A 13,757-nucleotide genomic window follows, 5' to 3' on the forward strand; every position below is an offset into this window, starting at 1 on the left:
GTAATGACAGCAGCGGCGGTTGCCGACGCTTTGAGTGCGCTTCGTCTGGAGATGTCAGTCATCGGATTCACGCCCTCATTCCATGTTCGTCGAGAAAGCGCAGCATAGCCCGCCGCACCAGCTGGTTGCCGATGCTGCCGCTGCGAAGATCGAAGGCGTGTTCTGCATAAGGCACTTTGATCAATCGCGTAGGGATACCCGCGGCCCGCGCCCGTGCTTCGAAAAAATAAGCCGCTTGCGGGTCGACCAGGTGGTCGGCCTCAGGAACGATCAGCAGCGTCGGCGGCGCTTTGGCACCGATGTGCGTCGCCGAGGCAATTGCCATATAGCGGTCGGGAAATTTCTCAGGCGAGCCGCCCGTGTAATTGTCTCCCATCATTCGCCCGAACCCGCCAAGCACGGAATCGACAGGGCGGTACATGCGCGCTGGGTCGACGACGGGGTAGAGCGCGAGCGCCGCGACAATATGCGGCATGGTGCCCGTGCATGAAGGCTTCAACGTTCCGGCGTTGCCGCGATAGGAAATGTTGAGAACGAGGTTCCCGCCGGCAGACTCTCCCCACAGCGCCAGCTTGGACGCGTCGCCGCCATATCGCCCGGCATTGGCCCCGACCCAGGCAAGCGCGCAGCCAAGCTGCGGCTCGACGACATTCCAGGTATGACGCTTATCGGTCGAGAGGCTGTATTCGAGCGAAATCACCAGATAACCGTGCGCGACGAACCAGCGATAATCCGCCTCGCGCTGCTTGAGCGTCTGGCTGACCCAGCCACCGCCGTGAATATAGACGATCACCGGCGCAGGACGGCTGCCGGACGCAGGGCGGTAAATGTCGAGTGGCAATTTCTGGCCGTCATAGGCTGCGTAAATGACCGTTTCGGGCTTCGGGCTTGCCGCGTTTTGCGAGGTCGCAAACAAGGCCTGGGTCATATCGATACCGACACCATTTGCCCGCGCGACGCTAATCTGCTGCGATTGAACATAGCCAAATCCCAGCGCGGCCGTCGCCGCGAGTGCAGCCACGAAATATGTACGTCGGCGACGGTTGCGGCGCGAACGCAAAAAAAGCCAGACCGCGCCGAACAGAGAAATCAGAGTGACCCACGGGCCGGCCGTCGACGTGAGAATTGGTCCAAGTTCGCCTAAGACCGGAATGGCCGGAATCAAGCTGCCGATCGCCGCAAAGCCGAAGAGCGAAAGCACCGCATAGGCAAGGAACTTCAAGGCTGTGGCCACCCGCGCGCTCCGTTCCCGAACACAAAAAAGGCGCGGCCATCCGAAGAAGCCGCGCCTTTCATGTTCGTCCCGATCCTACTTCGAACCGAAGGCGTAACGCAACGTCACGCCAAGTTCGCGCGGCAGGGTCGTGCGGACCTGATCGTAGCCGCCCGGTGCCACGGCATAGGGACTGTATACATTGTTCACTGGGGTGATCCGCGCCAGTTCCGCCTGCTTGTCGAACACATTTTTAGCATAGACGCCGAGGCTCCAGGCACTGTGTCCCCCCGACAGACCGGCGTAGAGATCGACGATGGCATATGCAGGTGTCGCCCTGAAAACGCCCGCCGTGCTAAAGTTGCCGTAGTTGGGATTGTTGCCCTTGTACGCGACGTTGAAGCGCAGATAGCCCTCGAGCGAGTCAGTAATCGGGATGTTGTAGTTCCCGCTCGCCGTGGCCGAGAAGGGCGCATCCTGATTCAGCACTTGTCCCGCAGCAGAAGGGCAGAAGTTGATCGGATTGGCGGCTGTAACGGGAGCCGTTCCGGCGCAATCGCCGGGATTGGCCGGAACGAGACCGCCCTTCGACTTGATCTGCGAATAGGCGAGCGTCGCGTTCAGCGTCAGATTCCTGACCGGCTGCGCGTTAATCTCGAGCTCGAATCCGCGAACCTGCGAGTCGACGTTGCGATAGAATGCGAGGCTGGTCCGCGCCACCCGGCTCGACACCGTATTCCAGTACTGGACGCCTTCGAACGTTGTCAGCTGGTTCTTGTAGTCGAGCTGGAACACCGACGCATTGATCTGCAGCGCGCGTCCCCAGCTCGTCTTGATGCCGACCTCGTACGATTTTGCTGTTTCAGGCGCGGGCGTTACCAGATTGGCAGGCAGGCCGGGATTGTTGATCGCCGGCAGACCGGTGCGGAACGAGCTTCCGGTTGTTGCATAGACGAGAATGTCGTCGGTAAACTTGTGCGACAGCGAGAAGTTATAGAGCGCATCGGTATATTTGTCGTTGTTGCTCTGGGTCGCATTGCCGACGCCAGCCGCCACGACCGCATCGCACGTTCCGGGATAAGCGGTACTCGCGACAATGTTGGCACCGGAAAACGCGCCCACCACCGCGCATGACGTCACCAGCGGCTGAAACGCAGCCGGGAAACCCAGCCGGACGACATTGAGATTACCGATGTTGTTCAGCGCCGGGAACGTCGTAATATTGAGGGTTACAGGCACCCGGTCGCGCACAATTGCCAGGCCGCCGGTGAGTTCGGTTTTGGGACCGATATGGAATTTCACGTCGCCATAGAACGAGTCGAACACCTGCCCGATGGCGATATTCGTCGAACTGTTGAGCACGTAGGCGGGGTTCGGCGTCCTGACGGTCCCTGGCAGCGACGTCGGTCCGCCGAAGGCGCCCGCAAGGTAGGTAGGCGCGTTGAAATTGATCGTTCCTTGCGAATGCTTCGAGAACCAGCCGATGTCATAATCGAACGGCCGGTCGGAGTCGGGCATCGACGACAGGCGCACTTCGTGGGACGACCAGGCTGGCAGCCCGACGTTGCTCGGCGAGGTGTACGATTCGAAGCCGGGAATCATGTTGAGCGGGTCCGACGTCGTAAAGCTGGCCGGCCCGCGATTGAACTGACGACCGAAGTTGTAGCTCAGCTTCTGGCCGAACACTTCCCAGCTGGCGTTGACGGTGAGCAGATCGATCTGCTCCTTGAAGATGCTGGGCGCGTCCTGGACCGACGCGCGTTGACCAATTGTCAGTGCCGGTCCGTTGAAATTTGCCGGAATGGCACCGAGTGCGCCGAGGAACGCGACAGGCGAAGCGGCGGCACCGGGGCTGCCCGTGCCCACAACCTGGTTGTAGAACATCTTGTCCGTCGTGCGGCGCTGGTACATGGCCAGAATGCTGACTGTGTCGGTCGGCGTGAACAACACTGTAGCGCGGAACGATCGATCCTTGATGCTCGGCTTGATCGCGCTGTTGACGCTATAGACCCGGTTGCCTTCGCTGTTCTCGATATTGGTCGCTAGGCGAATGGCCAGGACGTCTTTGACGATCGGGACATTGATCGCGGCCTGCACGTCCCAATGATTGGCCGAAGCATAGAAGCCCTGCACATAGCCACCGATTTCGGACAGGTTCGGCCTCTTCGTGGCGATCGTAACCGCACCCGAGATCGATGGCGCGCCGCGCGACGTGCCTTGCGGCCCGCGTAGCACTTCGATTTGACCGATATCGAAGAGCGACACAACGGTGTTGCCCGGATCGAACGGCACTTCGTTGAAATAAATCGGGGTGGCGGGCGTGCCCGACCCCGGACGCCACGATACGCCGCGCAGTGAAACCTGGGTGGCGGCGTTGTCGTTGACGAGTGTAAGACCCGGCGCCAGCTTGCCGAGTTCGTCGGCCGACGTGATTGAAAGCTGCGAAAGCTTGTCGCCGGTGACAACCTGAACACTCACTGGCACGTCCTGCAGCCGCTCGTCCGAACGGCGCGCCGTAACGATGATGTCGGCTTCGACGACAGCCCGGTCTTCTGCCGGGGCCGGTGCCGCTTGGGCGAGTGCTGCAATCGGCGCGCACAATGCAAGCGATCCGGCTGACGCCAGAAGCGCGACGCGGACTGTCCGTGGCAACTCAATCTGCTGTTGTGCCTGAAGGCGCATCACCATCTCCCCTTTAGCTGTTGTGACCCTCCCTCTCGGGATCACTTGAACATAATTCCCGCCCCTAAATCGGACAGAAAACTAATGCAATGGCAAAAGCGCATTGCGTGAAATGAGCAACATGGCTGAGGTCCTGCCGTAGACGGCAGATTTAGTTCAAATGGACACTTTTTGAGTTCTTTTCGGCGGGCCCTGCCTAACCGATTTCACCCGCCGCTGTCGCACGCGCCACGCGTACCTCCGGCGTCTCCCGCCCGATACGCCGGGCCGCCATGATCAGCATCGCTGCGGCCAACGGAACGAAGGCGAGGAGACCGTAAAGCCCAGTCGTGAGCGATCCCGTCATCGTGCTGATCTTGCCCGCCCAATACGGGCCGAATCCCGATGAAATCACGATCATGACGAGTGTGAAAATCGCCGCCGCCGCGCCGCGCATCCGTACCAGCACCAGATCCTGCACGAGACCGGCGAAGGCACCCGGCCATGACATCGAAAAGAAGGTCAGCACGCAGAAAGCGGCGATAAAACCCCCCAGCGTCGTGGCGCTGAGGAGAACGAATAGCATGGGAACCGGCACGGCGAGCGCAACAAGCGCAATCCATATCGGCGCGCGCCTGTCGCGACGTTTCCACCAGTCGGACAGGAAACCGCCGACGATGACGCTGACCGCCGCCGAACCCAATTGGGCGAGCCCCAGCGCAATACCGATCTGTCCAGCGGTGCCGGGCAATGTCCGCATGGCATAGGGGGCGGCCCAGGTACTCACGGTGCCGACGAAGCACGTCAGAAACGCCCCACCGAGCATCGAGAACATGAAGGTGGGGCAGCCGAAGGTCAGCGCATAGAGCGGACGGTCGACATGACGCAGCACCTGCGCCCAGGTCGTGATCGAATAGCCCCCGATGCCCACCGCTATCCATTGAGCCCAATCGCCAGTCACGCTGGCGAGGCCGACCACGGTGATCGTCAGCACCGCCAAGAAAGCGAGGTTCGCCTTGACCGCATGCTGGCCGCCCACCCGCGCGAGTGTGAATAGCGTAAACGGAGGAATCGCGGCGGAAAGCTCGTTTAGGATCAGGGTACGCGCGGGAACTGCGACATGCGCCGCAGGGCGCGGCGGCTCTCGCAGAAAGGCAATCAGAATCGCTAGCAGAAGGCCCGGAATCCCGACGATCAGAAAGCTGGCGCGCCAGTTCGACAAGCTGCATGCATTGCCGGGAAAGCTATGACACCACTGCGACCAGTTCTGGATGAGCAATCCTCCCAGCACGAGCGAACCGCCGATCCCCAAATGCACGCTCGCCAGATAGGTGCCCAGCACGGCCGCCCTGTTGCGAGCCGGAAAGTAATCGCAGAGCAGCGAGTGCGCGACGGGACTCGCAGTCGCCTCCCCGACACCGACACCGATGCGCGCGACACCGAGACCGAAGAAACTCGTCGCACCGGCCCCAACGGCCGTCATTGCCGACCATAGCGCCAGTCCGAACGCCATGAGGCGTGTGCGGCTGAGGGCGTCGGCGATCCGGCCCATCGGGATTCCCAAAACGCCGTAAAGCACCGAGAAGGCGGTGCCCAGCAGGAACCCCAGCTGGGTATCGGTCAAGTGGAGCTCCGCTTGGATCGCCGGAGCCAAAATCGAGACGATTTGGCGGTCCAGGTAATTGAACAGATTGGCAAGGATCAGCAGGAACAGCGCGTAATAGGCGTAAGGCGTGGCGCGTTGGATTCCGCCCTGTCCGGTTCCGACTCCTGCGGCATTGCGTGCCTGGGTTGCCATGCTCATCCTCGTTTCGGTTCAATGTTCTTGAACGACACCGTAAAATATCACGTGGATAATGCAACACGCCTTGTGCATTGTGCAAACGGGGCGTGCCGGTCAGCGCGCGAGGTAACGGGCAGTCTGGCTGCCGGGTTCGGCTACCGCCGCCATCCCGCGGAGCACCTGCATCCGCACGCCGAGGCATTCCATCTTGAACACGACGAAGATTTCATACCAGTCGATATCGGCAGCCGACTTCCCGGCAATTTCGGACCAGAGCGTAATCGTCTCGTCGCGCGACCCCATGCCGTCAAGCACAGGAATGCCGCGCCCCGCGGTCTGGACATGGTCGCTATAGAGCCACCAGCCGAGATCGTGCAGCGCGCCGCCGAGCGACGGCTGTTCCCAGTCCATAACTGCCGCGACGCTGAAATCATCGGCGATCATCATGTTACCCAGGCGCGCATCGCCCCAGACGATCCCTGGGGGGCGGTTGACCGGTTTGCGCGCGCGCAACCGGTCGAACCCGTCGCGCAGCAGCACGAGTTTGCCGACCGGATCGATCCAGTCGAGATAGCGTCGCCAGCGATCGGTTTCCTGGTCGAAATGCTCGGCGAAATCTCCCGGCAGATTAAGGAAGGCGCCGTCAGCGACCGGCACTTTCTGGATCGCGGCGAGCTGGGTCACTGCATCGACCCACATGCGCCGTCGATCGGCTGGGGCTGCATCCACCAGCCAGCCAGTCTGCGAATAGGGCGGGTAGCTGACCGCGACGCGCCCTGCTACTTTTTCCATGACGAAATACGGCGCACCGAGAAGCTCAGGGTCGTGCTCGATCCACAGCGGCCGGGCTACCCGAACACCGCCGCTATCGTGCATCAGCTGCATCAGCCGATATTGCTGGTCGAACATGTCGTCTTGGTAGACGAAGTGGCGCGTCGGCTTGATGCGGACGACCATGCCGCGATGCATGGTACGGCCATCTTCGGTCCATGAGGCATCGAACAGGATCGTCTCGTGCGACATGCCCGCGCCGAGCGGATAGCGCAGATCGGTGAGGCGCAGATCGCGCGCCTTGGGAATGCGCTCGCCGAGCCACCCTGCCATCGTGGTCGCGAAGATATTGAGATCGCGCACATTCGGTGCAACGATCGCCGGATCGGTGATGCTCATCTGGCCTTCTCCCAATGGGTTGATTGACGCTGCCGCTCCCGGTGTCCAGTGACAACCCGGACTCCGTCCCAACGGGAACCGATATGCCCTTATCATTCGACCCGGCGCCGACCCGTCTCGACGATGTGCTCGATCCAGCTTGGCTGACGAGAATGCTGTCTGCCCGCTGGCCCGACGCAGTCGTACGCGACGTGACGGTCGCCGAAACGCTTGTCACCCAAGCGACCAAGGTGCGTCTCGTCCTCGATGTTGCCGGGGTCGGCGATGAGGGACCCTTGGACATCTGCATCAAGGGTATCCTGACGCCGACACAGGTGCCCGGAACCGCGTCGGTCGTCGAGACGCGCTTTTACCGCGATTGTGCCGCGCACCAGCCCGTCCGCGTACCCCACTGCATCTATGCGGCGCTCAACGCGGCAGGCGACAATGGCGTGATCGTCATGCGCGACGAGATTGCGGCGGGCGGTGTTTTTCTGTCCGCGCTGCTGCCGTTCACGCTCGATGAGGTGCGCCAGACTCTCGAGCAACTGGCGCGGCTTCATGCTGCGGGATGGCACGACCGCCCGTTGTTCGATCAGCCCTGGGTGCCGCGCTTTCTCGACCAGATCGCTGCCGCGCCGATCATGCCGCTCGACAGGCTTCAAGCGCTGCTCGATGGGCCGAAAGCCGCACGGTTGCCGCCCGCGGTCAAGGACGCAACGCGCTTGCAAGCCGGTGTAGCCGCATTTGCCGCACAAATCCGCGAGCGCCCTGCCTGCCTCGTCCATGGCGATGCCCATGCCGGGAACATCTATCGCAGCGCGGAGGGCTTCGGTCTCGTCGACTGGCAGGTCTTGCAAAAAGGCGAATGGGCACAGGATGTAGCCTATCATCTGGCGGCCGTGCTCTTGCCCGACGACCGGCGCGCGCACGAACGCGCCCTGCTCGACCATTATCGCGATCGGCTTGCAGCATTGGGCGGCCCCCGGCTCGACGCTGAAGAAGCCTGGCTGCGGTACCGCGCCGCGATGATATACGGCTATTTCCTGTGGGCGATCACCCAGCGGGTCGATCCGGTGATCACCGAGGTCTTCACCCATCGCCTCGGCATTGCCGTTGATGACCTCGACAGCTTTACCGTCGCCGCAGGTTGATCGGCACGTCAGCCCTTGTTCCGCACACCTTGCGACATGGCAACGATCGACAGCGTCAATGTGCTGTCCATAAGATCCGACAGCGCAACCTGCGCCTTGGCCATGTTTCCAAGCACTGCCATCGGATCGCCCTCGAGCCCGTAGATCAGCATGAAATCCCAGGCGGGAACGCCGTCGGGTGCCTTTAGCGGCATCACATTGTGCCTTTCCGCCGACACCAGACCCGGCACCGCCAGTAGGTCGGGAATGTGCGTTTCGTCATACCATTTGGCCAGTGCCTCGACCTGCCCGAGCTTCGCCTTTGCCAATACGGTCATCTTGTTCATCGTCGTTCCTTTGCTGCGGTTGCGGGATTGATCGGTGCATCGACGTCGAGCCACTCCGGATGCGCCGCAATGAGCGATTTGGCCACATCGACGAATGCCGCCGCTGTCGCGCTCAGATGATCGGGGCGCCAGACCATGACCAGTTCCCAGCGCATATAGGGCGGCATGTCGGTGATCGGCAGAAAGATGACATTGGGTGTCTCCCGCAAAGCTGCCGTTCCGGCGACGATGCCGCAGCCCAGGCCCACGCTGACAAGGCTGAGGGTAGTGTTGGTCTGGGTCGCTTCCTGGGTGACCTTGGGAATGACACCTGCACTTTTAAACATCGACAGCGCGTCATAGCCCTGCGGCGCGAATTTGCGCGGCGGCGAGATGAAATCCTGCTCGGCGAGCGTGGCCAGCGAGACCGACGCGTGATGGGCCAAAACTGAGTCGCCGGGAACCGCCGCCAGAAAGGCGGAGCGTTCGACCAGCAAGGATTCGCATCGTTCGATCTGGTCGGTTGCAGCAGTCACGAAACCGATATCGAATTCGCCCGCCAGCATCCCCAGCATCTGCTCCGGCGATGCCTTTTCGTAGAGCAAGGTGCTTCCATGCCGCTGCTTTTCGCGGAACGTCACAAGCAGCTGCGGCAGGACGCGATAGAGCGCGGGACCCACAAAGCTGATGCGGAGCTCGTCGTTATGCTCGGCGGCGCGCCTGGCCATCTTGCGCGATAATTCGGCCTGCATCAGCGTGCGCCGCGCCTCGATCAGGAACGCGCGTCCGGCATCAGTCATCTCGACGCCGCGCCGTGACCGGTTGAGTAGCGAGACACCGAGATCAAGCTCGAGCCGTTGGATCGACTGGCTGAGCGGCGGCTGCGCGATGTTGAGGCGGAGCGCAGCGCGTCCGAAATGCAGTTCCTCGGCAACCGCGACGAAATGGCGCATGTGCCGCAGGTCCATGTGATCTCGCTCCTCTAGCTGGCTCGATCACCAGTCGCCACCAAACCGGTAAATGCGAATTTGCGTCGCGCCAAATGATTCCGGCTGCAAGCGCGAAATAATGCTATTACATGTGTGCAATACAATGTGGCGGAGAGCGACGATGGATCTGGGGTTCGAAGGCAAACGCATCCTCGTGCTCGGCGGCGGGCTCGGGATCGGTGAGGCGACGGTCCGGCTAATCGCAGTGGAAGGCGCCCATGTTGCCATCGTCGACCGCGAGCTCGAACGCGCGCAGGCCGTCGCGGACGCTGTTGCCGCACACGGCGGCACGGCAGTGGCCTATTGCATCGATGTACTCGATGACTACGCGCTCGTGGCCGGCATCGCGCAGATCGAGCGCGGTTTCGGCCCGCTCGATGGCATGGCGACGGTGATTGGGATGGCCGCCTGGGGCGCCCTGATCGACATCGATATGGCGACCTGGGACGCTGACCAGGACCGCAATTTGCGCTATTTTTTCCTCGCCGCCCGCGAAGTTGCGCGCTGCATGATAGCGCGGCGCGCAGCGGGCAGCATCGTCTGCGTCGGGTCGGTCAATGGCATCCGGTCCGCACCGAACCACGGAGCCTATGGCGCGGCCAAGGCGGGTCTGATCAACCTCGTCGCCACAATGGCCACCGAATGGTCGCCGTTCGGCATCCGCGTCAACGTCGTCGCTCCCGGTCCGATCGTCACCCCGCGCATCCCCCACACCGGCGAAGAAGGCGAACGCAAGATGATGGTCAATGTGCCAATGCACCGGCGCGGCAGTGTCGAGGACATTGCCAAGGGCATCGCTTTCTTCCTCTCTGACCTATCGCCCTATGTCACAGGGCAGACGCTTGCGGTCGATGGCGGCTCGCTTGCCACCAATCCGTTCATCCCGCTGGCGGACGGCCACGCGTCCGCACCATGATGCTGCCGCCCGAACGCACGGGGCACGCCGCCTCTGCCGACCTGATCGCGCGTCGCGCCGCGATTGCCGAGGCGGTTGCTGCAGGCGTGTGGCGTACGGACAATGCCCCTGAAGAGCTTGAGATTGGCGGCGTGCGCTGTCTACGTTTCTTACCGTCGACAGAATCGCGGGGGACGGTCCTTCATATCCATGGCGGTGCATTCCGGCAGGGGTGCCCGGAGATGATCGGGCCTTTTGCCACGGCACTGGCAACACGTTGCGGGGTCGTTGTCATCTGTCCGGCTTACCGTCTCGCGCCCGAACATCCCTTCCCTTCCGGACTCAACGATGCCATCCGCGTGATGACGGCACTCAACACGGGCGGGCTGATTGTATCGGGCGATTCGGCGGGCGGCGGCATCGCAGCGGGGCTGGCTGCTCGCAATTCCAACGAAGCCCCGGCGCTTGCCGGGCTGGCGCTGCTGTCGCCGTGGCTGGATCTGACCGTCAGCGCCGCCAGCTTTGCCACGAATGCCGCGCACGACCCGCTGTTTTCAGGCGAAGCCGCGCGCGAAGCGGCAACACTCTACCTGCAAGGCTTTTCTCCTGACGACGGGCGCGCGTCGCCGATGTTCGCTGCCGTGGACAATTTCCCGCCGACGCTAATCAATATCGGCGCAGGCGAAGTGCTGATCGACGATGCCTGCGCGTTCTTTGATCGCCTCCGAGCTGCCGGTGTGGAATCGCTCGTCGAGATCATCGAAGGCATGGACCACGTCGCCGTCACCCGCGATCTCGCCCTACCCGGTGCAGCGCAAACCTTCGCAACGGTCGCTGCGTTCGTCGACGAACGCGTGCGCGCCGTTTAGGTCACTCGAACAGCGCCCGTACCGCTGCTGCATCGGTCTTGAGCGATTTGTTCTTCGGGATGGCATCGACAAACTTCCACATCGTCGGGACGTGCGTCGCATAGACGTGTTGGCGAAGATGTTTGTCGAGTTCGGCGATGCTCGGTTCGGTCATGCCCGACTTGATCTGGATTGCCGCCGCCGGAACCTGCCCGAGCCTTTTGTCGGCCACACCGACCACTGCTACTGAGACGACCGCCGGATGGAGCAGCAGCGCGCGCTCGATCGTTTCTGGCAGCAGCTTGAACCCGCCACGCACGATGGCCCCGTCGGCACGGCCGCGCAGGAACAGGAAGCCGTCGGCGTCGATCATCCCGATGTCGGTGGTCCGAATCCAGTGGTCGCCGATGCGCGGGGCGACGACTTCGAGCAGGCCCTCCTCGCCAGCGGGCAAAATATCGCCCGTCTCGGCGTTGATGGCGCGCAGCTGCGCCCCTGCGAAGGGGCGACCGACGGTGCCGATCTTGGCGACGCCGAACTGCTTGTAATCTTCGGGCGTCATCAACGTGACCGGCCCGCCGAATTCGGTCGCGCCATAGGACAACAGGATCGGCACATTGTAGCGGTCCTGAAAGCGCTGTTGCACAGTCGGGTCGAGCGGTGCCGCGCCGGTCATGATCATCGTGATGCATGACAATTCTTCCGGCGGGATATCGGCGTCGAGCACCATCGTAATCGCGGCCGGCGGCAGGATCGGCATCGGTGGCTGATAGCGGCGCACGAAATCGCGCCAGTGATCGAGCGTGAAGCGGTCGAGCAAAACGGCGCGTTTGCCGCCCAGCAAAGTCGGCAAAAGACCGTAGATCCCGGAAATATTGCCGAGTGGAAAGGTTAGCAAGGTCGGCGGCGTCGTCTCATCTATTGTACCGGAAGCCGCGGCGGAAGCGACATTCTGGCCGACCATGTACCGCGCGATAGTATCATAGGTGAAACCGACGTTTTTGGGCGCGCCCGTCGTGCCGCTGGTATGCACCGCGATCTGCGGTTCGGGTGTGGGTGCGACACCCGCAGCGGTCGAACGTGCCGCCCCCTCGATGACGCGCGCGCTGGTTTCGCCGAGCGCAATCGCTGCCAATCCCTGTTCGGCAACGACCGCGAGCAGTTCGGGCGTAAAATCATCCTCTCCCGCTACAACCGCAGCCGCGCCCACCTTGCCGACATCGCGCGCGATGCCGGCGGCGGCTTGAAACGCATAGATCATGCTGATCGAATACCGCGCCGCGATCATGCCCAGTTCGGCGGCACACGCCGACGGGCGGTTGCGCGGCACGAAAGCGACGGTCTGCCGTTCGGCAACCCCGGCCTTGGCGAGCAGGCGCGCCACTTCGTCCCCGATGCCGCGCAATTCGCCCCAACTGAACCAGCGATGCTCATATTCGAGAGCCTGGGACTCGGGCGCGCGGTCGAGCGCAGCGCGGCTGAGTTGGTCGAGCGTGCTCATGACTGCCGCGTCCTTACCCGATGACTTGCGCGGCGCGCAGCGCGGCGAGTTCGTCCGCGCTGAAACCGATGCTGCCCAAGATCGCATCGCTATGTTCGCCGAGATCGGGCGAGCAGACGAGCTTGGTCGGCGCGCTCTGCGAGTCGAACCCAATCGGCCCCGCGACGACATCGACGATTTCGCCACTCTTCAGCGGTAGCTTGAACACGGTTCCGGCGGCCGCGAGCTGGGGGTCGTCCCCGAGTTCCCGGATATTGGCAATCAATTCCCACGGCGCATTCCACGCAAGGAACAGCGGCGCCCATTCGGCCCAGCTGCGCGCGCGGAAGCTGGCGTCGAGTATGCCGCACAGTTCAGCACCATTCTCGATACGCAGCGCATTGGACATAAAGCGCGGGTCGTCAGCCAGTTCGGGTTTGCCGATCATCGCACACAGCTCGGGCCAGGGTTTGTCGGGTGACAGCAGCATCAATTGGATAAAGCGGCCGTCGCTCGTCTTGTAGGCACGCATCAGCGGCGCGCGGTGGCCATTGGCGAATCCGGCATGCGGGTCATAGCTGGCGTTGTTGCGCGAGTAGACAAGATCGGACGACAGGATCCACGCCGCATTCTGCAACAGCGAGGTCTCGACAACCATGCCTTTGCCCGAACGTTCGCGCCGGAACAGTGCCGACGAGATCCCGGCGAGCAGCGAGATCGCGCTGCTGTGGTCACCCAGCGCCGGGCGGGGACGCGTGGGAATATCCGCGTCGGGGGCGGTCAACAGATCGGCAAAACCGCCACGGGCCCAGAACGCCGAGGCGTCATAGCCCGCCTTGTTAAACTCGGCGCCCTTGAACCCTAAGCCGTTACCGCGCGCGTAAATCAGGCGTGGATTGCGCGACATCAGGTCTTCCGGCTCCAGCCGCAGCGCCCTCAGCGCCAGCGGCCTCAGACTCGTTATGAACACATCTGCCGTATCGATGAGGCGCAGCAGCGCGTCACGACCCTTTTCGTTCTTCAGGTCGATGGCGACGCTCTTCTTGCCGCGGTTATTCTGTTCCATCGCCAGATTGGCCGTCGCGGTTTCGCGACCATCACCGATTTTGAGCGTACGGTAGGGATCGCCGGTGCCGGGCGGCTCGATCTTGATCACCTCGGCGCCGTGATCAGCCAGCAGCGTGCTCGCCGCCGGTACGAACACATATTGTGCCAGCTCTACCACCCGGACGCCCTCGAAAATATCAGTCATCACTGTCCCCTGTGGCGGCGCGCACATC

The 13,757-nt window shown here is 62.5% G+C and carries 11 protein-coding genes; 3 read left to right on the forward strand and 8 right to left on the reverse strand.

Features of this window, described 5'->3' with window-relative positions; translation table 11 throughout:
• Positions 1 to 67 precede the first annotated feature (67 nt).
• From M0209_RS05660 to M0209_RS05675, 4 genes are all read right to left on the reverse strand, one after another.
• On the reverse strand, positions 68 to 1,222 hold the full coding sequence (locus M0209_RS05660) for an alpha/beta hydrolase (protein ID WP_258887315.1): 1,155 nt from the start codon (positions 1,220 to 1,222) through the stop codon (positions 68 to 70).
• An 87-nt stretch (positions 1,223 to 1,309) separates the two neighbouring features.
• Positions 1,310 to 3,895 carry a TonB-dependent receptor gene (locus M0209_RS05665; RefSeq protein WP_258887316.1) on the reverse strand — a complete coding sequence of 862 codons (2,586 nt, stop codon included), beginning with the start codon at positions 3,893 to 3,895 and terminating at the stop codon, positions 1,310 to 1,312.
• A 196-nt stretch (positions 3,896 to 4,091) separates the two neighbouring features.
• Positions 4,092 to 5,672, reverse strand: coding sequence for an MFS transporter (locus M0209_RS05670; protein WP_258887317.1), 1,581 nt, complete (start codon positions 5,670 to 5,672; stop codon positions 4,092 to 4,094).
• Positions 5,673 to 5,771: 99 nt separating this feature from the next.
• Positions 5,772 to 6,827, reverse strand: a complete 1,056-nt coding sequence (locus M0209_RS05675) for a phosphotransferase family protein (RefSeq protein WP_258887318.1) — start codon at positions 6,825 to 6,827, stop codon at positions 5,772 to 5,774.
• 83 nt (positions 6,828 to 6,910) lie between these two features.
• Here M0209_RS05675 and M0209_RS05680 point away from each other — a divergent pair, with 83 nt between their 5' ends.
• Positions 6,911 to 7,960 (forward strand): ecdysteroid 22-kinase family protein, encoded by a 1,050-nt coding sequence (locus tag M0209_RS05680; protein ID WP_258887319.1) that lies wholly within the window; start codon positions 6,911 to 6,913, stop codon positions 7,958 to 7,960.
• Between the two features lie 8 nt (positions 7,961 to 7,968).
• On the opposite strand, the gene M0209_RS05685 is transcribed toward M0209_RS05680, so the two are convergent.
• Together M0209_RS05685 and M0209_RS05690 are read right to left on the reverse strand one after the other, a co-directional pair.
• Positions 7,969 to 8,286, reverse strand: coding sequence for a hypothetical protein (locus M0209_RS05685; protein WP_258887320.1), 318 nt, complete (start codon positions 8,284 to 8,286; stop codon positions 7,969 to 7,971).
• Positions 8,283 to 9,233, reverse strand: a complete 951-nt coding sequence (locus tag M0209_RS05690; protein ID WP_309547051.1) for a LysR substrate-binding domain-containing protein — start codon at positions 9,231 to 9,233, stop codon at positions 8,283 to 8,285. The genes M0209_RS05685 and M0209_RS05690 overlap by 4 nt, the downstream gene beginning before the upstream one ends.
• A 142-nt stretch (positions 9,234 to 9,375) precedes the next feature.
• Here M0209_RS05690 and M0209_RS05695 point away from each other — a divergent pair, with 142 nt between their 5' ends.
• Together M0209_RS05695 and M0209_RS05700 are read left to right on the forward strand one after the other, a co-directional pair.
• Positions 9,376 to 10,170: an SDR family NAD(P)-dependent oxidoreductase gene (locus M0209_RS05695; RefSeq protein ID WP_258887321.1), complete on the forward strand. Its 795-nt coding sequence runs from the start codon at positions 9,376 to 9,378 to the stop codon at positions 10,168 to 10,170.
• Complete coding sequence (locus M0209_RS05700; protein WP_258887322.1) at positions 10,167 to 11,018, forward strand: alpha/beta hydrolase; 852 nt, start codon at positions 10,167 to 10,169, stop codon at positions 11,016 to 11,018. Before M0209_RS05695 ends, M0209_RS05700 begins: the two co-directional genes overlap by 4 nt.
• Position 11,019: 1 nt before the next feature.
• Here M0209_RS05700 and M0209_RS05705 read toward each other — a convergent pair whose 3' ends face one another.
• A complete protein-coding gene (locus M0209_RS05705; RefSeq protein WP_258887323.1) occupies positions 11,020 to 12,498 on the reverse strand; it encodes a class I adenylate-forming enzyme family protein in 1,479 nt (492 codons plus the stop codon).
• Between the two features lie 13 nt (positions 12,499 to 12,511).
• A complete protein-coding gene (locus M0209_RS05710) occupies positions 12,512 to 13,729 on the reverse strand; it encodes a CaiB/BaiF CoA-transferase family protein (protein WP_258887324.1) in 1,218 nt (405 codons plus the stop codon).
• Between the last annotated feature and the right edge of the window lie 28 nt (positions 13,730 to 13,757).

This window comes from Sphingomonas sp. SUN039, from assembly GCF_024758725.1.
Lineage (GTDB): Bacteria > Pseudomonadota > Alphaproteobacteria > Sphingomonadales > Sphingomonadaceae > Sphingomonas_O.

Coding starts and splice junctions, on each gene's coding strand:
- M0209_RS05665 (WP_258887316.1), bottom strand. CDS start 3,895: ATGCGCCTTCAGGCACAACAGCAGATTGAGTTGCCACGGACAGTCCGC.
- M0209_RS05670 (WP_258887317.1), bottom strand. CDS start 5,672: ATGGCAACCCAGGCACGCAATGCCGCAGGAGTCGGAACCGGACAGGGC.
- M0209_RS05675 (WP_258887318.1), bottom strand. CDS start 6,827: ATGAGCATCACCGATCCGGCGATCGTTGCACCGAATGTGCGCGATCTC.
- M0209_RS05680 (WP_258887319.1), top strand. CDS start 6,911: ATGCCCTTATCATTCGACCCGGCGCCGACCCGTCTCGACGATGTGCTC.
- M0209_RS05685 (WP_258887320.1), bottom strand. CDS start 8,286: ATGAACAAGATGACCGTATTGGCAAAGGCGAAGCTCGGGCAGGTCGAG.
- M0209_RS05690 (WP_309547051.1), bottom strand. CDS start 9,233: ATGGACCTGCGGCACATGCGCCATTTCGTCGCGGTTGCCGAGGAACTG.
- M0209_RS05695 (WP_258887321.1), top strand. CDS start 9,376: ATGGATCTGGGGTTCGAAGGCAAACGCATCCTCGTGCTCGGCGGCGGG.
- M0209_RS05700 (WP_258887322.1), top strand. CDS start 10,167: ATGATGCTGCCGCCCGAACGCACGGGGCACGCCGCCTCTGCCGACCTG.
- M0209_RS05705 (WP_258887323.1), bottom strand. CDS start 12,498: ATGAGCACGCTCGACCAACTCAGCCGCGCTGCGCTCGACCGCGCGCCC.
- M0209_RS05710 (WP_258887324.1), bottom strand. CDS start 13,729: ATGACTGATATTTTCGAGGGCGTCCGGGTGGTAGAGCTGGCACAATAT.